The sequence below is a fragment of the Parendozoicomonas sp. 209JJ7-1 genome (genome assembly GCF_058147085.1).
The window spans coordinates 207999-232213 of the sequence record NZ_JBYVJU010000001.1; the positions used below are offsets into that span (position 1 = coordinate 207999).

Sequence of the window (24215 nt, forward strand, 5' to 3'; positions counted from 1 at the left end):
GCAAAAGGATTAACGGGGTGTGGAGGAAAGCCACAGCAGTATAAATCAGTCAGACAGCAGGCAGAAGCGCATTTACCAAAGGGCAACCTTCCGGCAGGGGAGCCAGTCGTCCAAGCTCTACAAATTCCGACCAGGGACCATGGAAGTCGCTGCCCATGGATCCATAAAGGCCATAGGTGGCGCAGAGTTTTGCCATGGATTCCCGCTCACCCCAGGGCTGCTGACAGCCAACCACTTCCATGGCCAGGCCGCCAGCGTCAGCAAAATCCCTGACCATGGCCCGAAGCTTCATATCCGTCATACGATAACGACCGGGATGGGCCAGCACCGGTATAGCCCCCCAGCGACGAATTTCCTCGACCGTGGCTTTCATTCCCGGCCAGTGCTGTTTGGCATTACCAATCTGTTTCGCTCCAAGGTATTTATCAAAGGCACTGTTGCGGTCAGCCACCAGCCCTTCCTGTACCATCCAGCCAGCGAAATGGGGCCGCCCTACAGGAATATCACGGTCCTTCAGAATAAAGTCCGGATCAGCCTTGCTCTGGGCCAGGCGGGCCTGGGCCACAGCCCCTTCAAGACACTGCTCCGCAGTGTAATCCGGCAGTCGCCGGGCCAGCTTGCCGGCAATTGTCTCGCAGCGCTGCCAGCGGGCAGTGGACTGGCTATCCAGAAAGGCGTTCATGTCCGGGCTGTCCATGGGTACATTCAGGGCAACAATATGAATCTCCCTCGTGCCCCACAGGGTAGAAAGTTCGCACCCTGGTACCAATCGAATACGGTCCGGAACCCCCTGTTCCAGCAACCAGCGTACCCCGGCCACGGTGTCGTGGTCGGTTAAAGCGAGGCAGTCAACCTCCTGCTCCAGGGCCCTTGCCAACAGCTGGCCCGGGGAAAGTACACCGTCTGAAGCGGTGCTGTGGCAATGGAAGTCTACCTTCTGTGACATATCTGTCCTTTATCCTGGGGGAAACTGGCTTTACACTGTTGTGCCTGTCTGTAATCCTTGGAGCACCCCGGCGATTATCGCCGATAAGCCGGTTCAGCATGAAACAGTTTATTGATTTTCTACCACTGATCATCTTCTTTATCGTGGCTAAAATGGATCCCCGCCAGGTGGAATTCCTGGGCCAGTCCTTTGAGCTGGGGGGGATTATCAGCGCCACGGCGATCCTGATAGCAACCTCCGTGGTGGTTTACGGCCTGCTCTGGTACAAGCAGAAATCCCTTGAAAAGGGCCAGATATTCACTGTTGTCGCGGTCATCCTCCTGGGTGGCCTGACGGTTCTGTTCCGGGACGAAACTTTCCTGAAATGGAAAGCCCCCATTGTGAACTGGGTCTTTGCCACAGGTTTTCTCCTCAGCCAGTTTATCGGTAAAAAACCCCTGATTGAGCGCATGCTCTCCCATGCCATGACCCTGCCTGCGGCGGTATGGAGCAAACTTAATATCAGCTGGGTGATTTTTTTCACCCTGCTGGGTGCCACCAACTGGTTTGTCGCCTTTATGATTCCCGGGGATTTCTGGGTTGATTTTAAAGTGTTCGGCAACCTGGGCCTGACCCTGGTGTTTGTGGTTGTGCAGTTTATGTTCCTGGGACGCTATATCCAGGAACAGGAAGACGACACCTCCAAACAGACGCCCCCCGAATCCTGATCTTTCACTATACCTGTGGGTGGCCAGCAGCTACCCACTGTGTCTCCTGTCTTTTGTAGTCTTTGCCAATCTGTGTTAAGAATTCTGCATATTCTCTATGGATCCGGAGCCTGGATTTGAAATACCTGACCCTGCTACTGGCCCTCATCCCCCTGCCCGGCATGGCGATGGCCGAAACCGTTTATATCTCTGATGTCTTCTATGTTCCCCTGCGTTCAGGCCCAGGCAGTCAGTACCGAATAATTAACCGGGCACTGAAAACCGGAACCCCCCTAACCCTTATCTCCAGGGACGCGGACAACAAGTATTACCAGGTGAAAACCGCCAGCGGCCAGGAAGGTTATATTCCCGAACAATACATTCTCTTCCAGACACCGGCCGCTAACCAACTGAAATCCGTACTGGATGAGAACACCCGCCTGAAGGCTGAAGTACAAGCCCTGAACGAAAAGGTACAGAACCTCGACAGCACCCTGAAAAAGAGTGCCTCTGATCAGCAAACCACAAAGAACATTCTCGCCAGGGCCCAAACAGAACTGACTCGGATTAAAGCAATCTCTTCCAAAAGCCTGGACCTGAACAAACGTAACCACGAACTGGTGATCGCCAATGAGCAGTTAATGAATGAACTGCAGACCTTACAGACCTCCAATCAGCAGCTCTCGGATACCTCAACCCAGCGCTGGTATCTTTATGGCGCGGGCACCCTGCTGGGGGGGCTGTTCCTGGGGTTGATTCTACCTATGTTCCAGTCCGGACGTAAACGCTCCAACGACGGCTGGGCATAAGCACTTCGCTCTTCTCTGCTTATTGCCTGTCGATATGGCCCAGGGAGCGTTCCGGATCAATCCGGTCACGCACTCTGCGCTTTAATTCGCGAATATCCGGAAAGCCACCATCGGCTTTCCTCTCCCAGATTTCATCCCCGTTAACCGTCACCCGGAACACACCGCCGGAGCCCGGTACCAGGCTGACCTGCCCGAGATCGGTAGAAAAGGTCTGCAGCAGCTCCTGGGCCATCCAACCAGCCCTTAATAACCAGTTACACCCTGTACAGTAGGTGATAACAATAACCGGTCCTTTTGTTTCTTCATCTGTCATAACAGCCCCCTTGATGTTACATCAGAATACTCCGACTGTTTGCTTCTGTAACCCTCCGCCCCTCTTTCCTATGATCGGGGAACATATGGTTATGGCTTCTGTCTGTTGTGGTTACCAGAACTGAGCAGGGTCCATCATGCGGCTATTTATCTCTGTTGCTCTACTTGCATGCATACTGACAAGCAGTTCCGTATCCAGCACACCAAGTATGCTTCCTTTCAGAAGCGAAGTGGATAATAACTATGATGTGGGCCTCGCACCGGGCACCTCATCACACAGGTATCGTGTTATCAATGGGTTAATGGATTGGTTGAACCGACGTCAGGAACAACTGACAGATGCAGATCCCATTCTGCAGGCGGATGGGGCCAGAATCAGGAACTTTCGCTATCAGGCTATACAGATCACCAGGGAAAAACTGCAAGATCTGGGCAATTTTGGCCATATTGGCAATTACCAGATGGAGGATTTTGAACGAGGCATGGTCAGAGAGTTTGTCGAAAGCCTGGACCGAATGGCCTACCAGGCGGGGATTGCCAACGCTCACCCGGATGATGTTGGTGCCCTAGCCTTTGCCGCTATATTTCTTGAAATTATGGATCAAATCAATCACCAGTTTTCCGGAGCTGTGTCCTGGGCGCGGCAAAACTCCAGACTAAAATCCGGCTTTAAACGCCTTCAAAGCGTCGTTTATGAACTGAAGAAAAATTCCCACATGAGCGGCCCTCCCGAACATGCGCTGGCTTCACTGGAAGCTGCACTCACCACTCTGATCGAAAGTCAGGATGCAGGCTGTCAGACGTACAGCAATATGCTGATGGTGAAAATAGGTCTGGCCAATGTTATTGAGTCCTATGAGTTCACTATTCACAGGCTGGCCAGGGGGCCATCACTGGCAGAGCTGGACGGGCATCCGGTTTCCAAGCTGAAGAACAATATGCGCTGCTGGCCAGATAGAATACACAAAAACAAACAGTATTATTTCTGTACAGAAGCCGAGTAATTTGAAACGTCTGCAAAGACCGGAGATAAAGGTCAACCATCTTTCACAGCTCGCTAGAATGCGCTTTTCCTGGGAAATATCAGGGCGCAGCACAGGGGTGGGGCGTAACAATCCAGCGAGGGAAGCAGTGTATGAACTCTTCGAGAAAGTGTCCGGAATAAAATAGACAGGACAGCCCAAAGAAACCTGCTAATCTCCATAACGAAATATCTTCCATGACTGCTCCCCAGGCGGTAAACCATGCGTACTCTTGTTGTCGCATCTTTTCTTATTGTGCTCACTGGCTTTGCTTACGCACAGGACGATACTCTCATTTTTGCCTACAGCAAAACCTATCATGTTGGAAAACCTACGCTAGGCAAGGATAACGCCATAACCAATCACAACTGCCTGATGCTGGCTCAAAGCACTGACGGTCAGCATTGGCAACAGCTGGAAAATCCCCCTGACAACTGTTTTTACCGCCCTAAAACAGGGTGGGCGGATGACCGACTACCACTGCCGTACATAGCCCGTGAGGCACCCGAAAAGTACTGGATGATATGGCAGAGTGACTTTGCCTCCTTTTCAGTAGCCTTTTCAGCGAACCTAAAGGAGTGGACAGATCCCCTGCTAACCATAGGCCCTGAGACCGCAAACCTTGGCAAGAGTCTGTGCAAAGTTTCTGATCCCAAAATGTTCTGGAACTCTAATACAAAACAGTACTACGTTTACTGGTTGGCCATTGTGGACTCTGGTAAGAGCAATTCCAAAGGGATTAAGGTGGTTAACTATATTCCCTATTTCACAACGACATCAGACCTTAAGAATTTCTCTCCACCGCAGCCTGTACAGGCTCCCAGCCTGCAACCGGATAATATAGCCATTACTCTCTCTGGCACTGACCAGAGCGTGATGCTGGCCGGGACCATGCCCAGCAACAGCACAGAACAGGTAAAAGCTCTCTGGGGTGATGGAAAAGCCCAGAGCTTTGCCAATCCTTCCGCGCCTGTAATAACGAATCAGAAGTCTTTAAGCCATTTTATCCTTGCGACGCTATCCCATAGCTCCCGTATGTACTATCAACAGGCGTCCTCCCCTAAAGGCCCGTTTAAGTGGGGCGCTATGGAAACAACGGACTTCCATAGCTGGCATCCAGTAACCGGTGAGATTACCTTCTCACTCTCAAACCAGGGAGATATTCCCTGGGGTGGATCTATCGTCGCTATTCCACAGAAGGAGGCTGATGGGGTATTCAAGGATTCCTCTATCCGTTTCCAGTGAATAAACCGACAAGAAGTACCCACAGTTTCAGATATTGGTAGAGTGGGTCACATGTTTGTTTCAGGGCTAATACGGATAGAAAATTGAGCACTCACCCTACCATCTCGCATATGGTATGCCTTACAGAAGTCAGCGCACGAGCTGCAACAGTCCAAACATTAGGAAATGCAGTTTCAACCGCCGTGGCATTCAACGCTATCGCTGCCAGAATCCAGAACGCACTACCAAAAGCTTCATGCTGACATATCGCTATAAAGCCTGTATTCCTGATGAAAATAAAAGATGACGTGTTCAAAAAGCTGAAAGCGCTTCTGGAACCTTTTGGTATACAACGTTTTTATACCGATGACTGGGGTGCCTGTGAGAGACAACAAGGTGGAATTCGGGGTGGATATTTATGCCAAAACACACATCTAACACACACATTTAACCCACTGCCAAACACGGGACGATGCTGCCCGGACCATTAAAATCCTTTTTTCTGGAACGGAGCACTACTGAATTTTTTGGGAAGTTTGTTATAAAGAATTGAGTGAGCAAGGCCAACCTGTTCACTCACTGACGGCACTGAGAATACAGTCCATATCAAAACCCCGGTACTGCAGATAACGCATCTGCTTGTTCCTGTCCCTGTTATCCACCGGGAAGCTTTCACCAAACTTGCGGATACGGCTCTCTACCGCCAGGGCGTACCAATCGATATCAATAGCCTCAAGGACATCACGAACAAGATCACTGTCCACACCCTTCTGCTGCAGTTCCTGACGGATACGCACTGGGCCATAACCGCGACCGATTCTGACATTGATGAAATTTTCAGCAAAGCGCTTATCGGACAGCAGATGGTCAGCTTCGAGGGTGTCAAGCACGTCTTCAAGGTGCTCGACACTCTCCGCTCTTCCCCGCAGCTTGCCCATCAGCTCTTTTCGGGAGTGCTCACGGCGTGCCAGCAAATCCATGGCTGACCGCCGGAGCAGGGTTTTCTCCTCTGTCATCAGGCCAGGGTCAGTTCTTCATTCTGACCGTCTTCTGTTTCCGCGTCCTGTTCCAGATTCAACAACTGACGACGGATTTCTCCTTCGATTTCAGCGGCGATCTTCGGGTTATCCTTGAGATACTGGGAGGCATTGGACTTGCCCTGGCCGATCTTGTCGCCCTTGTAGGAGTACCAGGCACCGGCCTTGTCCACCAGTTTCAGTTTCACGCCCAGGTCAATCACTTCACCCATATGGTAAATACCCTGACCATAGAGAATCTGGAATTCAGCCTGTTTAAAGGGAGGGGCAACCTTGTTCTTAACCACTTTCACCCGGGTTTCGTTACCGATCACTTCATCCCCCTGCTTGACCGCACCGGTACGACGGATGTCCAGGCGAACAGAGGAGTAAAACTTCAGGGCGTTACCACCGGTGGTGGTTTCCGGGTTACCAAACATAACCCCGATCTTCATACGGATCTGGTTGATGAAAATCACCAGGCAGTTGGCCTGCTTAATAGAGCCGGTCAGCTTACGCAGGGCCTGGCTCATCAGACGTGCCTGCAAGCCCACATGGGAATCACCCATATCGCCTTCGATTTCCGCTTTTGGCACCAAGGCTGCAACCGAGTCGACGATAATTACGTCAACGGCATTAGATCGTACCAGCATATCCGTAATCTCAAGGGCCTGTTCACCGGTATCGGGCTGGGACACATACAGGTCATCAACATTTACCCCCAGCTTGCCGGCGTAGTCCGGGTCAAGGGCGTGTTCTGCATCCACAAAGGCGCAGGTGTTACCGGTTTTCTGGGCTTCGGCAATCAGGCTGAGGGTCAAGGTAGTTTTACCGGATGACTCAGGACCATAAATTTCCACCACACGTCCCTTGGGCAAGCCGCCTATGCCCAAGGCAATATCCAGCTGCAGAGAACCGGTGGAGATAGCAGGAATCGCTTCCCTTTTATGATCCCCCATGCGCATCACCGCACCTTTGCCGAATTGTCGCTCAATCTGGCCCAAGGCTGCTGACAGCGCCTTTTTCTTGTTGTCATCCATTCTCTTTCACCTCACTCGCAATGATCCCGGTTGCTTTTCGATACCCCTGAACCTGTTCGGTTTCGGGGCAAAGATTCAGGTATTATCCGCTGAACTGCTCCGCTTCCTCGATCTTCGGCTGTCAGAACAGTATCAAAACACAAATACTGTATGCATAAACAGTATTAAAACACATCTTCTGAAAAGCGCATAGTTTTCATAGGCATTTTTCAGAAAGGATGTTCAAACCCCATAAAACATCTTACCCCGGCGGGCTTGCCCTGGGGCATACCGGGAATCGGAGAAGTAATGGAAGGAGCAATGCAACAGGCTCCACAGCCTTCCCGGCAAGTCATCCGGCTGCTCACAGACGTATCTCCACTTGAACACATGCACGCACTCAAACACACAAAACGTGCAGTATTGTTATCCTCCGGACAGGTAGCGTCAATCCCAGAAAACCAAGCAAAACCTTGTACGCCAGTGCCCCACAAAGTTCAAGCCCTCCACTGCTGATATTGTCTATGCTTGCGGCCCCGCTTCGGGTTTTACCGGACGGATAAAGGTGCATGAACACGCCCGGATTTGCAGAATCAGGAGAGTCAGCCATGCAAACCAGGTTTCGCTATTGCCAGAAAACCACAGTCTTCTCCCCTGGCAACCTGAAAATTCTGTTACCGCTCCTGATTACCTGTATTCTGGTCTGGATACCCGTCACAGGTTCCTGCAGGGGCAATTCCAGCCCTGCCCCAGAACCGGGATTTGTGCACATAGGCAGCAGCGCAACAGGCAGTTTCCTGGGCATTGGAAAACACATTGTTTTCCTGGAAGGACTTGGACATCAGGAGCTGGCCAGAGTCATCCAGCACAGTACCATAAGCGGGATATTAAGCGGAGGGCTGGAAGGCATCCGGCCCTTTGCCCGCCTGGCCTCCCAGGCCACCATGGGTAATGAGGTGGCAGAGGTCGTGGACCAGTCACTCAATGCGTTGAGCCTACTGCCTCTCCTCTCCTCAAAAATCTCCAATATTCAAAACATATTCAAGGCCGGACTCTGGTATGCAGTACCTTCCCTGTACTCTGAAGGGTATCTACAGTTCAACCAGCTGTTTGGGCAAGAGCCTCCGTCGATGCTCAGTTATTACGCTTTCCATATCGCCAGTATTCTGACCGGCGCATTGTTTGAGCGTATTCATCACTATATAGCTGGAAAAGATACCAGCCAGATTATCTCGTTGACCGGTCCTGCCAGCAGGCACCTTTTCATCAAAACCCGTCTACATGTTGGCAATATCCGGCAGCAGTCCCTGGAAATCCACAGGGTCAAACTGAATAACCAGCCTCCCCCCACAACCGACACGCCTCTGGAACGCCTCGCCCTGGCAATGGATAACGCTAACAGCGATATGCTTCTGTTAATCCCTCAAAGCCTGCCCCAGGGCAACAAACTCAGCCTGGTTATGGCCCTCGACCGGAGCTCCGGTAGCCAGGTGACTGTTCAGGCTGCCAACCTTGACATTAACTTTGGGGAGCACAGATACACCCCCTGGCTGGAAACAAACCTGCTTGATGAGCACTGGTTTTCGGGGAAGCGCTTCAGCTATATCAACAACCGCTATTTGAGTGTTTTCCAGCCGATAATTCTCAACACCATCACCGATTCACTGATCTGTCTGAACAGGCAGGCACTCTGCACAACAGGGCTGGTACTGAACTCTTCCGAGTCTTATAAAATTTATCAGCCCACCCAACAGCCTTACCTTGAAGGAATAATCCCCAAGCTTGTGGACAATGTTAACCACTATTCCCTGGGGTTCTCATTCGCCGGGGATAACCACCTGATTATTCCCGCAAAATTCGCCGCCATAACTTATGGCACTTCCCGGCAGGACGCCTCTTCAATTATCCAGCACTGGATTCCATCCTGGTTAGGCCATTTAACCAGCGCAGAAGTCACCTCAGCGACCCGGAACGTCTTCTATGCTGGTACAAAGAGCCTCCTGCACGGTATGGCCGATGCCTTGGCAATAGATATTCCAAAATACGACATGCTCAGGGACTGGGAAAAGAGGCGGAATCGACGAAACCGCCGGGGCCAGCCCCACCACGCAACACAGGAGCCAACAGCACAGCCAGGGCAAGCTAACCTCCAGCACACAGCCTACCCAGTCAGACAGATTTATCAGCTGACTTCCCCCCTGCCTTACCCGGGAGAAGGTAAAGAGATTCTTGGCCACAGGTACGGACGGACAGCACTGCTACAACAGCATGATTTCAATAGGGGAAAAAATATAGAAGACATCGCAAAGGCCGACGCCAGAAGGAGACATCGCCCCCATGGTTTACAGGATCCGGTTCCCTACGCAACATTTGAAGAGGCCAGGGATTCATTTCTCAAGGAAGAAACTTTCCAGGCACACGAAAGGTTCCAGCACCCTCTTTATGCCGGTGGCCTTGTCGGTGGAATTGAACCCAAAGACGACCATACCCGGCATTGCGGAATATGTTTCGATACTAAAGATGACAATGGCCAGGCCACACTTTTCGGATGCACAGGTGACTGCAACGGTCGCTATCATTTTGGTTGCCTGGACCGATTTTACCGAAATAAACTCAGGGCTATAAAGTTCTCTTCGAGTGCACCACCCCTGGTAGGACTCAAGCTGATGAATATAGATTGCATCTTCTGCAACCGGCCCGGACAACTTAAAGGAGAAGCCCACTGGTTTCATGAACCGGACTATTCACCTGGACGGTATAGATTTTTTTAAAATTTTAGTAACCAGGGCTTGGTTAGGCAGATTCGAGTGAAGTGTTACGGTTTTTTGGATCAGAGCCTCTGCAGTATCTGCTTCACCCGCCAGAGGTTAGTGCTTTGTCGGATAGGGGACGCAGTCCGTTAAAAGTCACACTTCGGGTTTGATGGTTACAGTTACACCTTATTCAGAAAAACTCTGGCCCTGGTCACCACTCTGCCAGACCATTCCCAGAGATTTTTCGTCCTGGATTTTCCGCCAGGGAAAATCCTGATCTTTCTGAATTTCATAAAGATGCTGAATCATGACCTGAAGGGCCGTACGCATACTGCCATCCACCGGGCCATTACACCGGAAGAAGTCTTCCCCCAGCTGATACCCCTTTTTCCATAAAGGTATGGCATCTTCCACCCGACGCAGCAGCTGTCTTACGACAACGGAGTCGTCCCTGTCCTTTAACCGAATTTCCAAGGTTCTGAGATAAGCCAGCATTACCCGGGGGTCCCGAGCAGAACGTTTCTCCTGCCAATCCTTGGTGCGGGAACGACATTCCAACAACCGGGCAGCGGTAACCAACTCACAGGCAAACAGGCCGGCATTCCAGAAATCAAAAATAGTAACCGGCAACACTACCGGCTCGCCGGGAATCCCCCTCAGGGTTCTGTCCAGAAAATCTTCAACCAGAACACAGGGCAGGGTATCTACACGCCACAGGGCTTCCTGACACAAATCATCCGGTGCCAGGTTTACCAGCGCCCTGGCCTGCTCAATCTGCCAGTGTTGAACCTTGTTTAGCATCCCACCGGTACGGAGCATGCCCTTTGCTTCATCAAAGTAAATCAGTCCAATGGCTATCAGAGCCAGATCTGCCCTGGCCTCAGCCTCCCGGTGGGCACACTCATCACTGCCCGCTACCAGGCTGAGCCTTTCGGTGATCAAACCCTGCTCCAGGCAGGCTATGGTTTTCCTGCTCTGCCGACGCTCTGCCAGTTTATCCAATGGCAGCCACTTTCCCTTATATCCGACCGCGAATATCCCGTAGTCCGGATGAAAACGCTCCCTGCCCCCCCTTTCACTCATCTTTCTGCACTCCCTGCAACAACCCGTCCATACGCTAACTAAGGCTATCGGCTTATGGCAGGAAATCTTCTCGCTGAAATGAGTTTTTTATTCGCCCTGAAAAACTCTTTTCTATTCAGTTTGTTACTGCTGCAGCGCTGGCCATTCATCCACTATTTGACCATGCCTCAGGATACGTATTGAACCGAACTGGAGCATTACGAATTCACTCTGGCAGGGACGAAGAAAAACATAATCTTCCACATCCAGCCCATGATTATGGGAACCAGTCAGTAGTTCCTGATTGGTACTGCGCCCATACACAGGATTAATGGACAAGCCTTTTGGAGAACAGGGGTTGGCCATCCACCAGCCACCATAAATAAAAAGAGATGTTTGCCAGTTACGATTCAACCGGGGCCATACCCTTGATAAAGATTCCAAGAAAGGAATTGTGACCCCTTCAAGTTTTTTTAAAACACGGGTGGCAATGAAAAACGCAGGAACATGATCCGTCAGTGTCGGCACATCAAAGTCACTGCCTTTTACAAACGCGGAACCAATCGTAATATCATTGAATGCCCCCCAGTCATCAGGGGTATTCATTTCATAGGTGTAACTGCCCGCCCCGTTCATACACAGATCATTCCGCCACAGAGCCGGCCATTTATACTTCAGATGTCTTGTATAACGGGAATAACAGTTCCTGACTTTATCCCTTTCTCTCCGCCGGGCACTCTCCCCGAATCCGGGCACAGCCGGTTTTTTTACGATATGGGCGTCATAGCCCATAAACCCTGACACCTGTATGTTGCTACCATGACGGGAAAATAGAATCAGCATCTCATCCAGCATGGACAAACTCGTAACTCCGCCCCTGTGCAGACCAATATCCAGCTCAATATTAATCCTTAACAACAACTGTTTTTCTGCGGCCAGCTGCTGATACGCCTTAAGTCTTTGGGGGGTATCCACCAGCCACTGGATACGGGATAGCTGTTCCCGCTCAGCCCCTGAAAGTTCATCAATAAAACGGGCCACCGCAACCACTGGAAATGGTTTACCGATAAGAATATCCACCTGGGGCAGGCGTCGGAAAACCTGTAAAGCGAAAGGATAGTGGAATGCCATAACCTGCCGACTGCCCAGTTTATCCAGCAGGTACTCAATCAGCTTCAGACAGGGCAGGGATTTCACTGCGATGCGTACCCCGCTGGTATCCCCCAGGTTCTTTCTCACCCGCTCTATGTTCTGATCAACCCGATCCATATCCATGAGCAATACCGGATACCCGGGTTCATGGCGCTCCTTGAGCATACAGTTCAGGCCAGAGAAATACTGGTCGTGGGCCTTCCCCCTATCCCCCCTTCTCATCAACCCGTACACCAGAACAGCTACCGGAATTACCCAGAACAGATTCATCTACGCTCTACCTTGTCCAGACAGGCCAACAAAGATAGACAAGTTTCATGGCATATTCGCAGGGCTTCCCCAGAAGTCTTGTAAAACAGTAATATAGAAGGGTCCATTTCGGCATTGTGCCCGGAATTATCAGCGCCAAAAGAGCGTCCACACATACAGAGTACAAGATGCGACTGTCGAAGTTTGGGGATAAATTCACCAGCCATTCCGGAATCCTGTCCTTAATGGACGACCTCGGCAATGCGCTGGCCGACAATGACCACATGATTATGATGGGAGGGGGAAATCCAGCCCATATTCCTGAAGTTGAGGAGATATTCCGACTGCGGCTTCAGTGTATCCTGGATTCCCAGACCGAGTTCACCCGCCTGATTGGCACCTATGACCCACCCTCAGGTGACCGAGCCTTTTGCCGAAACCTGGCGGCCATGCTGAAAAAACGCTTCGGCTGGAAGCTGACCGAAAGAAATATCTGCCTGACCCATGGCAGCCAGACCGCCTTCTTTATGCTGTTTAATATGTTTGGCGGTCCTGACAGTGAAGGCCATCATCGCCGTATTCAACTGCCTCTGGCCCCGGAATATATTGGTTATACCGATACTGGCATTGTTGAAGACCTGCTGACTGCCGGTCAGCCCGAAATCGAAAATATTGATGCCCATACTTTCAAGTACCACATCAATTTCAACAACCTTAATGTCAATGATGATACTGCAGCTTTCTGCGTATCCCGCCCCACAAATCCCACCGGCAATGTCCTGACCGACCAGGAGATTGAAAAACTGGACTCCCTGGCCAGGAAACATGATATCCCCCTGATTATCGACGGTGCTTACGGGTTGCCCTTCCCGGAACTGATCTTTACCGAAGCCACGCCTTACTGGGATGAACACGTTATTCTCTGCCTGAGCCTCTCCAAGCTGGGGCTGCCGGCACTGAGAACCGGCATCGTGATCGCCAGTGAAGAGGTGATTGCCGCGGTATCCGGTATCAATGCCATTACCAGCCTGGCCCCCAGCAGCGCCGGATGCCTGCTGGCCAACGAGATGGTGCGGGACAACAGCATCATGACCCTGAGCCGGGATATTATCCGGCCCTGGTACAAACAGCACATGGACTTTGCCCGCCAGGAGTTTACCCGTCAGCTGGGTGACCTGCCCTGGGCCATGCATAAGCCGGAAGGGGCCATGTTCCTGTGGCTGTGGTTTAAAGATCTGCCGGTCAGCAGCCTTGAGCTTTATCAGCGACTGAAGCAGAGAGGAGTTCTTGTGGTGTCCGGGCATTACTTCTTCCCCGGTATAGAAGAACCCTGGCAGCATCGCCATGAATGCCTGCGGGTTACCTACACCCGGGATGAAGACACCCTGCGCCAAGGCATAGCTATTATCGCCGATGAGGTTCGCAGCCTTTACGAAACCTGATAGCTGTTTACAAAAAAGCACTTTATAAATAACCAGCCGGCGAAGCCTTTATCGGATTTCGCTGGTTTCCCTTTCCAGTCAGGTATACCTGCCAGCCTATGGGTGCCCGCCACCCAAATCCTACTGCCCCGTGATACATACCAAAACCCTTACCTGCTGGCATTTCCCCCAATCCCCTTCTAAGTTTCAGGCCACCTTCTGCCGAGGACCCTCCCATGACACGCCTGCGCACTCCCCTGTGTATAATTGGCATCCTGTTGATCAACACAGGGCTGGCACTGACAATCTCACCACTGAGCCACGCTACCCCTGAGACCACCAGAGCGGAGAATATTCAGCCCCTGGAAAAGATCATTGCTATTGCCCGGGAAAAAAAACCGACAATGCGCATCATCAACACCTTCAGGGAAACAAACGCCAAAGGCCAGGATGTGGACAATATTTTTTACTTCCTGCCGGAAATGAAAGAAACCCGGGTGATGTCCCTCAATCCCCACACAGGAAAAATACTGGATGACCGGGCCTACAAAATTCCCGAGAAGCAGGAGACCATTCCCCTGGAAACCCTGCTGGTAAAGCTGAAAATAAAATATCCCATCAAGAAAATCATCCGCACCCGCACTGATCACAGGGATGGCCGGGATGTGCGTATGATTATCTACCTCGACAACCTGGAACAGCGCCGTGTGATGATTGTTGACGCCAGAACCGGTAAAGTTATCTCAGACAAAGCTCGCAAGCTCACCTGATATTGACGGTTCACCTCATGCATCAACAGATTCAGATTCAATCAAGGCAGGACTGCACCTGCCTTTGCCTTATAAACGAATGCACTACATGATGGTAGCGATACTAAGCATCACCATAATCAGTACACTCAGAATGATCAGCAGCGGCCAGATAAAACTCAGCCATTTTTCATAAGACACCCTGCCAATAGCCAGCCCCCCCATAACCACACCGGATGTTGGCGTCACCAGATTAACAACACCACTGGCGGACTGATAAGCCGTAACGACCAAGTCCCTGGCAACATTCGAGAAGTCCGCCAAAGGTGCCATAATAGGCATGGTCAACACGGCCAGACCTGAGCTTGAAGGAACAAAAAATGACAGGATAACCTGAATCCAGTACATCACATTGATAAAGGCAATAGAAGACAGCCCACTGACAGCATCTTCAGCCCAGAACAGGATGGTGTCGGTAATCATGCCTCCGTTCATCACCACCACAATGCCCCTGGCTATACCCACCACCAGGGCGACCCCGAGAAGGTCTGCAGCCCCGGCCACAAAGGTGTCGGTAAATTCTTTTTCACTCAGCCGGCCAATCAGACCCACCACAATAGACATCACTAGAAACAGGGCTGACATTCTCGCCATCCACCAGCCCTGGGAAGATACGCCCCATATCATTACGCCGAACGCAGCCAGGAATAACAGCAGAATCACTTTGCGCTGACCGTTAAGTTCAGGCACTTCACCTTCCGACCCACTGAGAAAGTGCTCCCTGTTTGCTTCCCCCATGGACGCAACCAGTGACAGGTTAGGGTCACGTCGTACCTTCTCGGCATAGCGCATGACATAGGCAATACAGATCAGCATGCCAATCACATAAATCAGAAAACGCAGATTCAGTCCTTCAGTAAACGACACTCCCGCAGCATCTGAAGCAATAACAGTAGCGAAAGGATTCACCGTGGATGCCAGGGTACCCATGCCTGCGCCAATCATAATAATGGCCACTGCAGTGACCGCGTCATAGCCGGCGGCAATCATTACGGGCAGCAGCAAGAGGTAAAAAGGCAGTGTCTCTTCAGCCATCCCGTAAATGGTTCCACCAAGAGAGAAAACAAACATAAGAATAGGAATCATCCACTTCTCTCGTCCTTTTAAACCACTCATCGCAGCAGCTATACCTGCGTCAATCGCTCCGGTTTTGGTGACTACAGCCAGAAACCCGCCGATAAACAACACAAACAGGGCAACATCAATCCCGTTGGCTTCATAAGTATCAGGGTTGTAAAAACCGGCAATTGGAGCCAGTACAACATCTTCAAAACCCTGGGGGTTGGGATCAACCTCATGGTAAGTACCGGCAATGGGTACTTCTTTGCCCACCGCATCATCCATGCGAGTCTGGTACTGGCCGGCCGGGATTATCCAGGTAAGGATTGCGACAAGAATGATAATACCAACAAGAATGGTATAGGCTGAGGGAAAGCTGAACTGCTTCATATCAGAAACCTCTTCCTGACGATGGCAATAATCTATGGCAACAATGCCTGGAAGAACGCCGAACAGACAGACCATCCCGACAGAGACAGAAAAACAACACCCTGCATATATCTGACCCGATCAAAGCCAAAGACATCGTGATGAAAGTCAGCTCACGTCTGTATTATCCAGTCTTGGTTGGAGTGACGGTTGTTATAGACGAACCGTATATGGTTTGCACTGAATGGTGCAAGGCAAAAAGCGTATCAATGTAAAATAACTGAAAAAAACCATGCCCTGCATCAACAAAAAAAGCAGTCTCATAAGAATCAGAGCTAATACAACCAGCAATCTGCCTGCACACTTTAATATCCCTGTTGCTTATTTATGATTTTTTGTAGTCTATTATCTTGCCATTCACGCAACCAATTACGTATATGTCCGGAATGCCAAAAAATACAGTGGTCGATAATCTATGCGCTACAAAACAGGTTTGCTTATGCAAGTTCAGAAACTCTAATAAGCCCCCTTGGTTTCGAGATCAAACGTCAGTGATTCGTGGATCTGGTCGGAAAAGCGCATCTGAGCTGCAGAACATAAACCACCCTGTTCACAGTTTTTAACAGGAGTACTGACATGCCCCGTTTCTACGTAGGTTCTGAAGTTGGCCAACTGCGCAAGGTGCTGCTGCACCGTCCCGATCTGTCCCTGCGTCGCCTGACCCCGACTAACTGCGAAGACCTGCTGTTTGATGACGTTCTGCGTATAGAAAAAGCCGGTGAAGAGCACGATACATTCCAGAAAGTCCTGCGTGATCAGGGGGTAGAGGTCTTCCTGCTACGCGACACCCTGGCTGAGACCCTGGCCAATCCGGAAGCCAAGGCATGGGTTCTGGACCGTCAGATTAACGAAAACCGTTACGGCGCTACCCTGGCCCGTGAAGTTCGCGCCTACTGCGAAAGTATGAGCGACAAAGGTCTGGCTTCCCATCTGATAGGCGGCCTGACCGTTGACGAGCTGGGTTCCGCCTGTGGCAGCCCAACCCTGGCCATGATGGCCCAGACTGATTTCATCCTGGACCCAATCCCCAACCACCTGTTCACCCGCGACACATCCTGCTGGGTATACGGCGGTGTATCTGTAAATCCGATGGCCAAACCGGCCCGTAAGCGCGAAACCGTTCATATGCGCGCTATCTACAAATTCCACCCGATGTTCAAGGATGCGGACTTCCACACCTACTACGGTGACACCGACCAGAACTACGACCTGGGTACCATTGAAGGTGGCGACGTACTGGTTATAGGTAAGGGCGCTGTACTGATCGGCATGTCCGAGCGCACCACCGCTCAGGGTGTAGAAAACCTGACCCGCAGCCTGTTCAAGACCGGTCAGGCCAAAAAAGTTATCGCCCTGGAGCTGCCCAAGGCCCGCAGTTGCATGCACCTGGACACCGTGTTCACTCACATGGATGTTGACTGCTTCACCTACTACCCCGACATAATGAAGGGCAACAATGTCTGGGAACTGACTCCCGGTGACAACGAAGACATCGCCTTTACCCAGGTTAAGGACGGCTTCACCAACTCCATCGCCCGTGCCCTGGACGTGGATTCCCTGCGCATGATCCCCACCGGCGGTGACGTGTTTGAAGCAGAGCGTGAACAGTGGAACGACGCCAACAACGTTCTGGCTGTTAAGCCCGGTACGGTTATCACCTACGAGCGTAATGTTTACACTATCGAAAACATGCAGAAGGCCGGTATCGAAGTACTGGCTATTCCCGGCGAAGACCTCGGTCGCGGTCGTGGTGGCGCCCGATGCATGAGCTGCCCGATGGAACGTGACGATATCTAACCACTTGAATGTATACTAGTTTTGGAAAACAAATTAGTGCACAGCGGTTAAAAAAGCCTGCCGGTTTGAGTCGGCAGGATAGATATAGCAGTGGTTTTTGTAGTAACACAGCTAAAGCGCCATTTATATTCAGGATTACTATCATGGCTTTCAATCTGCGCAACCGTAGCTTCCTGCGCCTGCTGGACTTCACCACCCAGGAAATCCAGTACCTTCTGGATCTGTCCCGTGACCTCAAGCGTGCCAAGTATGCAGGTACCGAGCAACAGCACCTGAAGGGTAAAAACATCGCCCTGATTTTTGAAAAAGCCTCTACCCGTACCCGTTGCGCCTTTGAAGTTGGTGCCATGGACCAGGGTGCCAACGTGACCTACATCAGCGGCGGCTCCCAGATGGGCAAGAAAGAAACTGTAAAAGACACGGCCCGGGTTCTGGGTCGCATGTACGATGGCATTGAGTTCCGTGGTTCCAAGCAGGTTCACGTTGAAGAACTGGCTGAATTCTCCGGTGTTCCCGTATGGAACGGCCTGACTGACGAATGGCACCCCACCCAGATTCTGGCTGACATGCTGACCATGCTGGAACACGGCCGTGGCAAACAGCTGCGCGAAATGAAGTTCTGTTATCTGGGCGATGGCCGCAATAACATGGGTAACTCCCTGATGGTTGGCCTGGTGAAGATGGGTGTTGATTTCCGTATTGCCGCACCCAAGGCTTACCAGCCTGAAGAGTGGCTGGTAGAAGAGTGCCAGAAGATCGCTGAAGAGACCGGCGCGAAAATCACCCTGACCGAAAACGTTGACGAAGCCGTTAAAGACTGTGACTTCCTGTACACCGACGTGTGGGTATCTATGGGTGAGCCGGCAGAAGCCTGGGACGAGCGTGTAAACCTGATGAAACCTTATCAGGTGAACATGGACTGCATCCGCAAGACCGGCAACCCCCACGTGAAGTTCATGCACTGCCTGCCGGCCTTCCACAACGATGACACCACCATCGGTAAGGAAGTGTCCGAGAAATACGGCATGAAGGGCCTGGAAGTGACTGAAGATGTTTTCGAATCTGACATGTCCCTCGTGTTCGATGAAGCCGAAAACCGTATGCATACCATCAAGGCCATTATGGTTGCCACTCTGGGCGACTGATAACCCAGTCTAAATAAAAAAGAAGGGTGCATTGGCTCCCTTCTTTTTATTGACTATAAAACAGGCACTCAAATGAACTGTCGACTACACCATAAGGCTAGGAGCCTGTTCATTGCAATTTCACTACATACCTTAATTCACAGGTGAAGCAGGATGCTGAACCGTCACGATATCCACTTAGCTCTGTTAATTCGGGAGGAGTCGGGACATGCTCGTCGTTATGGCACTTGGCGGTAACGCCATACTGCAACGGGGCCAGCCCCTTGAAGCCCACGTACAACGGGAAAATATCCGTATAGCCGCTAAATCCATCGCCTCGGTTGCCAAGCATCATCAGGTTGTCCTTACCCACGGCAATGGCCCCCAGGTCGGCCTGCTGGCGTTGATGAATGAAGCCTATGAAGAAGTGAACAATTATCCCCTCGATGTACTCGGTGCCCAGACCCAGGGCATGATCGGCTTTATGTTTGAACAGGAGCTCCGTAATGAGATGCCTGGCCGAAAAGTCTGCACGGTTTCTACCCAGACCCTGATCAACCCTTCAGACCCCGCATTTGAAAATCCGGATAAATTCGTCGGACCGGTTTATACCTACGAAGAGGCCCAGGTGATAAAAAATGCAAATCCTTCATGGGTCATTAAGGAAGACGGTAACTACTTCCGGCGGGTTGTTCCTTCACCTCAGCCTGAAGAAATCCTTGAATTGCCTTCACTGAGGCACATTGTCTCGTCTGGCGACATCACTTTGATCTGCGGGGGCGGAGGCGGAATTCCCGTACGCAAAGACAGCGAAGGTAAACTCCACGGGGTTGAGGCGGTGATTGATAAAGACCGGGCCTCCCGGGCACTTGCAGAAGGTATCGAAGCAGACGGGCTAGTCCTCCTGACTGACGTTCCCGCCGTGGAAACGGATTACGGCAAGCCGGATTCCCGCAGAATCAAGGAGTGCACACCGCAGGAATTTGAAGCCTTCCCCTTTGCGGCCGGTAGCATGAAGCCTAAGGTAGAATCCGTATGCCACTTCGTAAGAGCCGGTGGAAAATTTGGTGCTATCGGTGCACTTGACCAGGCCGAAGCGATTCTTACAGGCAACTCAGGAACCTTTGTCAAGATAGATGTTCCCGGGGGCATTACCTACTACGACTAATGTTTTATGTAATCGGGGCATGTATTGAGTCCAACTTCAGCTGCGTCTACGAGCCCAATCACAAGGCTCACAGACGTTAATGTCGTTGGACGCTGTTGCCGGAACGGTATCAGATACTCTGCGGAAATCCATTATCTGCGGAACTGATGTTAACAGTCAGTTCGGCAGACTGCCCCATCGGGGTTTATCCACAAACGTACGGTTAACAGCCGCTCAAAAGCAGGCACCCTGCGTTATCGCTTTGTCTGAGCAACGGCCTGAGAGCAGTGTGTTCTTGTGGATATACGCCCGGTGAATATGGCGACTTTCTTATTCGTGATTCCGATCTCAGGACAGGAAATAACTATGTCCCAAAGCCTTATACGCTACACCAATATACTCAGTATCGTCGGTGATATTATTCGGGTTGAAGTTCCCAATCTGAACGGTGCCACGTCCCAGGCTCGCAATGGCGAGCTGGCCCTGATTGAACAGGATGGCCAGCCATACTCCACGGCCCAGATTATCAAGCTGAACCGGAATGAAGTTTCCCTGCAGGTTTTTGCCGGCACCAAGGGCCTTTCCACTAGCGCAGCTATCTGTTTCCTGGGTGAGCCTATGCAGGCCACCTACTCCCCAAACATCCTGGGTCGTATTTTCAACGGAGCCGGTGTCACCATTGATGACGGACCAGCCCTCTATCAGGACCCAAAAGTTGTTATCGACGGCCCTTCCGTAAATCCGGCACAGCGTGTACTGGCGTCTCGCATGGTGCGTACCAATATACCTATGATCGATGTCTTCAACACTCTGGTTGAATCACAGAAAATTCCGATCTTCTCCGTATCCGGCGAACCCTACAACCAGTTCCTCGCCCGTATCGCGATTCAGGCCGAAGCGGACGTGGTAGTTTTCGGTGGTATGGGTCTGATTTTTGATGATTACCACTTTTTCAAGACCGCTTTCGAAGACGCCGGTGTATCTTCCCGTACCATCATGTACTCCAACCAGGCCTCTGACCCTACGGTAGAACGTCTGATGGTGCCCGACCTGGCCCTGGCCACCGCCGAGCACTTCGCCGTTGAAGAAGGCAGGAAGGTACTGGTTCTGCTCACCGACATGACTTCCTACGCGGACGCCATGAAAGAGATTGGTGTAGCCATGGACAAGATCCCTGCTAACCGTGGTTACATGGGTGACCTCTACTCCCAGCTGGCCAAGCGTTATGAAAAAGCTGCCGACTATAAAGGTGCCGGTTCCGTAACCATCCTGGCGGTCACCACCATGCCCGGTAACGACGTAACCCACCCGGTTCCGGATAACACCGGCTACATCACCGAAGGTCAGTTCTATCTCCACGACGGCGTGCTGGACCCGTTCGGTTCCCTGTCCCGTCTGAAACAGATGGTTATCGGCGAACAGACCCGGGAAGACCACAGCCAGATCATGAACACCATGATCCGCTTCTACTCCGACTCCGTGAACGCCAAGCAGAAACAGGCCATGGCCTTTGAACTGTCCGACTATGACCTGAAAACTATCAAGTTCGGTGACCTGTTCAAGAAGTACTTCATGGCCCTGGATGTCGCCATGACTCTGGAAGAAGCTCTGGACAAGTGCTGGGAGACCCTGGCTGACTGCTTTACGCCGGAAGAAACCCTGATGAAGCAGAGTCTGATTGAGAAGTACTGGCCCGGGAACGCTCAGGCCCGGGTGAATGCCGAGGCTGCAACAGCCATGAGCCCGGAAAAAGCCGCGGAGGTCTAAGTCATGGCCACCAAGATTTCTCTGAACAAGAGCTCGCTGAACAAGGAGAAGCGCAGCCTCAAAACGTTCAACCGTTACCTGCCTGCGCTGGAACTCAAGCGCCAGCAATTGATGGCTGAACGGAAAAAGGCCGAAGAGGCCGTTGAGGAAGTGCGCCGCCGCATTGAGCGTATCGAAGCGGATATTGCCGCTCAGCTGCCCATGCTGGCCTGCGAAGATATCAACATCGAGGATCTGGTCACCGTGACCAATGTTGTTCTTGGCGAACAGAACATCGTCGGCACCAGCGTGCCGGTGCTGGAAAAGGTGGAGATTGAAGTCGCTCCCTACAGCTTTCTGACCCGTCCCCACTGGGTGGATTTCCTGGTTGAGAAACTGCGGGAAATGACCGAGCTGCACCTGGAAAACCAGGTACGGGAACTGCGCTACAAGGAAATCAGCGCTGCCACCCGCATCACCTCCCAGCGTGTCAACCTGTTTTCCAAGGTGCTTATTCCACAGACCAAACAGCATATCGCCAAGATCAAGATCTTCCTGTCCGATCAGGATCGTGCCGGCGTGGTAAACGCCAAGATCTCCAAGTCGAAGATGGATGCGGCGGCGAATGCAGGAGCGGGCGTATGAGTATAAGAACTCTCAAGAAAATTACGCTCTACGGGCTGGCCAGTGAAAAGGACACCCTGCTGCGGGGTTTACAGACCCTCGGCTGCATGCACCTGATTCCGCTGACAGAAGCCCAGGGAGCGGAAGGCGAACTGACGGAACCCCAGTCCGCCAAAGATGCCATGACCTGGCTCACCAGCTGCCCAACCAAGCGCCGGGAAGCCAGAACAGCCGATATCAGCGCCGACGAAATTGTTGCCCGTGTACTGGACAACAAGAACCGCCACCGGGAAGCTGCCGACACCCGCGACTCCCTGATCAAGCGTATCCAGGAAGTGCGCCCCTGGGGTGACTTCCATTTCCACGATATCGAGGAAATGGCCAACGTACGCCTATGGTTTTACGTTATCCCACAGCAGGATATGGATGCCGTACGCGCCCTGACCCAGCCCTGGGAAATCGTCCACCGGGACAACAGGGACTGCTACGTTGTTGTACTGGCGGAAGAGGAGCCGGATGCCGAACTGCTGCCGGTGAAACGCTCCCACGTCGGTTACCACTCCCTCTCCGAACTGGAAGAGATGCTGGAAGCCGCGGAAATGGCCCTGGAAGACCGCCAGGGTGAACGGGAGAGCCTGACCCGCTGGATCTACATCATCTCCCAGGCGATCGCCCGCTTTGAAGATGAAAAGGCCCTGGCGGACGTCAGCCGTACAACCCTGGAAGACGACCAGTTCTTCCTGATGTCCGGCTGGATGCCCGCTGACCGCAAAGATGATATCCGCATGTTTGTGGGCAGTCACCCGGCGGCCATCACCATTGAAGAACCGGCAGAAGACGACAACCCGCCCACCATGCTCGAAAGCGAAGAGAGCACCGGCGGCGGCAGCGAAGCCTTCAGTTTCTTCCAGATGCCGGGGTACCGTTCCTGGGACCCGGGCAACATGGTGTTCTACTCCTTCTCCCTGTTCTTCGCCATGATTATGAGTGATGCCGCCTACTGCATGATTTTCGCCGGCATCATCTTTATGAACCGCGGCAAACTGGGGGCCAGCACCGGCGGTAAACGCCTGATGAACATGGGCTATTTTATGGCATTCCTCGGGGTCATCTGGGGTGTACTGATCGGCAGTTACTTCGGTGTTGCGCCGGACGAAAACAGCATCCTCGGCAAGATAGCGTTCATCGACCTGAACAACTATGGCGCCATGATGTCCCTGTCCATCGCTATCGGTGTCGCCCACCTGGTGGCCGCCAACGTGATGAGCGCATGGGTCAACCGATCCCGGAGCAGTGCCCTCGCGCCTTTGGGCTGGTCCATCCTGATGGTCAGTGGCCTCTGCCTGTATCTGGCCAGGAGCGGCACCCTGCCTGCCGATCTGGCGGATACAGTCGTTCCCGCGGCGATGATTGGCACCCTGCTGATCTTTCTGTTCACCAGTGAGCGGAAAGTGAAGTCTGCCAAGGACCTGATCCTGCGGATTCTCGATGGACTGAAGGGCATTTACAACGTCACCAGTGCCTTTGGCGACATCCTGAGTTACATGCGTCTGTTCGCACTGGGTCTGTCCGGCGCGTCCCTGGCCATGACCTTTAACTCCCTGGCCACAGATGCCCTGAACAGCAGCCCGGTCACCGGCGTACTGTTTGCCGGTGTCATCCTGCTCCTGGGACACGTCCTGAACTTTACCCTCTGCATTATGAGTGGCGTGGTTCACGGCATGCGTCTCAACGTAATTGAATTTGTTAACTGGAGTATGTCTGACGAAGGCTACCCGTTTAAAGCATTTCGTAAACAAGAGGACTGAA

At 52.0% G+C, this 24215-nt stretch carries 20 protein-coding genes and 1 pseudogene; 13 read left to right on the plus strand and 8 right to left on the minus strand.

Going from position 1 to position 24215, the window contains the following annotated elements:
• Window positions 1-49 precede the first annotated feature (49 nt).
• Entirely contained in the window at window positions 50-946 is an 897-nt protein-coding gene (locus tag ACY2RQ_RS00930; RefSeq protein WP_490111069.1) for a PHP domain-containing protein, read from the minus strand.
• A gap of 98 nt (window positions 947-1044) precedes the next feature.
• On the opposite strand from ACY2RQ_RS00930, the gene ispZ reads away from it, so the two are divergent.
• The gene (gene ispZ, locus ACY2RQ_RS00935; RefSeq protein WP_490111070.1) at window positions 1045-1653 is read left to right on the plus strand and encodes a septation protein IspZ; all 609 of its coding nucleotides are present in this window, start codon (window positions 1045-1047) and stop codon (window positions 1651-1653) included.
• A 116-nt stretch (window positions 1654-1769) separates the two neighbouring features.
• Window positions 1770-2441 (plus strand): TIGR04211 family SH3 domain-containing protein, encoded by a 672-nt coding sequence (locus tag ACY2RQ_RS00940; RefSeq protein WP_490111071.1) that lies wholly within the window; start codon window positions 1770-1772, stop codon window positions 2439-2441.
• 19 nt (window positions 2442-2460) lie between these two features.
• On the opposite strand, the gene ACY2RQ_RS00945 is transcribed toward ACY2RQ_RS00940, so the two are convergent.
• Complete coding sequence (locus ACY2RQ_RS00945) at window positions 2461-2754, minus strand: Rdx family protein (RefSeq protein WP_490111072.1); 294 nt, start codon at window positions 2752-2754, stop codon at window positions 2461-2463.
• A gap of 208 nt (window positions 2755-2962) precedes the next feature.
• On the opposite strand from ACY2RQ_RS00945, the gene ACY2RQ_RS00950 reads away from it, so the two are divergent.
• Entirely contained in the window at window positions 2963-3757 is a 795-nt protein-coding gene (locus tag ACY2RQ_RS00950; protein ID WP_490111073.1) for a hypothetical protein, read from the plus strand.
• Between the two features lie 240 nt (window positions 3758-3997).
• Window positions 3998-5020, plus strand: coding sequence for a glycoside hydrolase family protein (locus ACY2RQ_RS00955; protein ID WP_490111074.1), 1023 nt, complete (start codon window positions 3998-4000; stop codon window positions 5018-5020).
• 551 nt (window positions 5021-5571) lie between these two features.
• Here the strand turns inward: ACY2RQ_RS00955 and ACY2RQ_RS00960 are convergent.
• The 3 genes and pseudogenes from ACY2RQ_RS00960 to ACY2RQ_RS00970 form a co-directional block, all read right to left on the minus strand.
• Window positions 5572-6015, minus strand: a complete 444-nt coding sequence (locus ACY2RQ_RS00960; protein WP_490111075.1) for a regulatory protein RecX — start codon at window positions 6013-6015, stop codon at window positions 5572-5574.
• A complete protein-coding gene (recA, locus tag ACY2RQ_RS00965) occupies window positions 6015-7055 on the minus strand; it encodes a recombinase RecA (protein ID WP_490111076.1) in 1041 nt (346 codons plus the stop codon). The genes ACY2RQ_RS00960 and recA overlap by 1 nt, the downstream gene beginning before the upstream one ends.
• 236 nt (window positions 7056-7291) lie before the next feature.
• Window positions 7292-7390 (minus strand): annotated as a pseudogene (locus ACY2RQ_RS00970) (YkgJ family cysteine cluster protein); the annotation flags it as partial.
• A 252-nt stretch (window positions 7391-7642) separates the two neighbouring features.
• Between ACY2RQ_RS00970 and ACY2RQ_RS00975 the strand changes: the two are divergent.
• The gene (locus ACY2RQ_RS00975) at window positions 7643-9805 is read left to right on the plus strand and encodes an FYVE zinc finger domain-containing protein (RefSeq protein ID WP_490111077.1); all 2163 of its coding nucleotides are present in this window, start codon (window positions 7643-7645) and stop codon (window positions 9803-9805) included.
• Window positions 9806-9973: 168 nt separating this feature from the next.
• Here the strand turns inward: ACY2RQ_RS00975 and ACY2RQ_RS00980 are convergent, their stop codons facing one another.
• Entirely contained in the window at window positions 9974-10870 is an 897-nt protein-coding gene (locus tag ACY2RQ_RS00980; protein WP_490111078.1) for a hypothetical protein, read from the minus strand.
• Between the two features lie 123 nt (window positions 10871-10993).
• Window positions 10994-12271 (minus strand): alanine racemase, encoded by a 1278-nt coding sequence (locus ACY2RQ_RS00985; protein ID WP_490111079.1) that lies wholly within the window; start codon window positions 12269-12271, stop codon window positions 10994-10996.
• Between the two features lie 167 nt (window positions 12272-12438).
• Between ACY2RQ_RS00985 and ACY2RQ_RS00990 the strand changes: the two genes are divergently transcribed.
• Window positions 12439-13692 carry a valine--pyruvate transaminase gene (locus ACY2RQ_RS00990; RefSeq protein ID WP_490111080.1) on the plus strand — a complete coding sequence of 418 codons (1254 nt, stop codon included), beginning with the start codon at window positions 12439-12441 and terminating at the stop codon, window positions 13690-13692.
• A gap of 215 nt (window positions 13693-13907) precedes the next feature.
• Entirely contained in the window at window positions 13908-14441 is a 534-nt protein-coding gene (locus ACY2RQ_RS00995) for a hypothetical protein (protein WP_490111081.1), read from the plus strand.
• 84 nt (window positions 14442-14525) lie between these two features.
• Here the strand turns inward: ACY2RQ_RS00995 and ACY2RQ_RS01000 are convergent, their stop codons facing one another.
• Entirely contained in the window at window positions 14526-15929 is a 1404-nt protein-coding gene (locus tag ACY2RQ_RS01000) for a YfcC family protein (RefSeq protein WP_490111082.1), read from the minus strand.
• A 615-nt stretch (window positions 15930-16544) separates the two neighbouring features.
• On the opposite strand from ACY2RQ_RS01000, the gene arcA reads away from it, so the two are divergent.
• The 6 genes from arcA to ACY2RQ_RS01030 all read left to right on the plus strand — a co-directional run bounded on the left by arcA (window position 16545) and on the right by ACY2RQ_RS01030 (window position 24214).
• A complete protein-coding gene (gene arcA, locus ACY2RQ_RS01005) occupies window positions 16545-17765 on the plus strand; it encodes an arginine deiminase (protein ID WP_490111083.1) in 1221 nt (406 codons plus the stop codon).
• A 143-nt stretch (window positions 17766-17908) separates the two neighbouring features.
• Window positions 17909-18910, plus strand: coding sequence for an ornithine carbamoyltransferase (gene argF, locus ACY2RQ_RS01010; RefSeq protein WP_490111084.1), 1002 nt, complete (start codon window positions 17909-17911; stop codon window positions 18908-18910).
• Between the two features lie 208 nt (window positions 18911-19118).
• Window positions 19119-20057, plus strand: coding sequence for a carbamate kinase (arcC, locus tag ACY2RQ_RS01015; RefSeq protein WP_490111085.1), 939 nt, complete (start codon window positions 19119-19121; stop codon window positions 20055-20057).
• Window positions 20058-20402: 345 nt separating this feature from the next.
• Complete coding sequence (locus tag ACY2RQ_RS01020; RefSeq protein WP_490111086.1) at window positions 20403-21803, plus strand: V-type ATP synthase subunit B; 1401 nt, start codon at window positions 20403-20405, stop codon at window positions 21801-21803.
• Window positions 21804-21806: 3 nt separating this feature from the next.
• Entirely contained in the window at window positions 21807-22427 is a 621-nt protein-coding gene (locus ACY2RQ_RS01025) for a V-type ATP synthase subunit D (RefSeq protein ID WP_490111087.1), read from the plus strand.
• Window positions 22424-24214, plus strand: a complete 1791-nt coding sequence (locus ACY2RQ_RS01030) for a V-type ATP synthase subunit I (RefSeq protein WP_490111088.1) — start codon at window positions 22424-22426, stop codon at window positions 24212-24214. Before ACY2RQ_RS01025 ends, ACY2RQ_RS01030 begins: the two co-directional genes overlap by 4 nt.
• Window position 24215 lies beyond the last annotated feature (1 nt).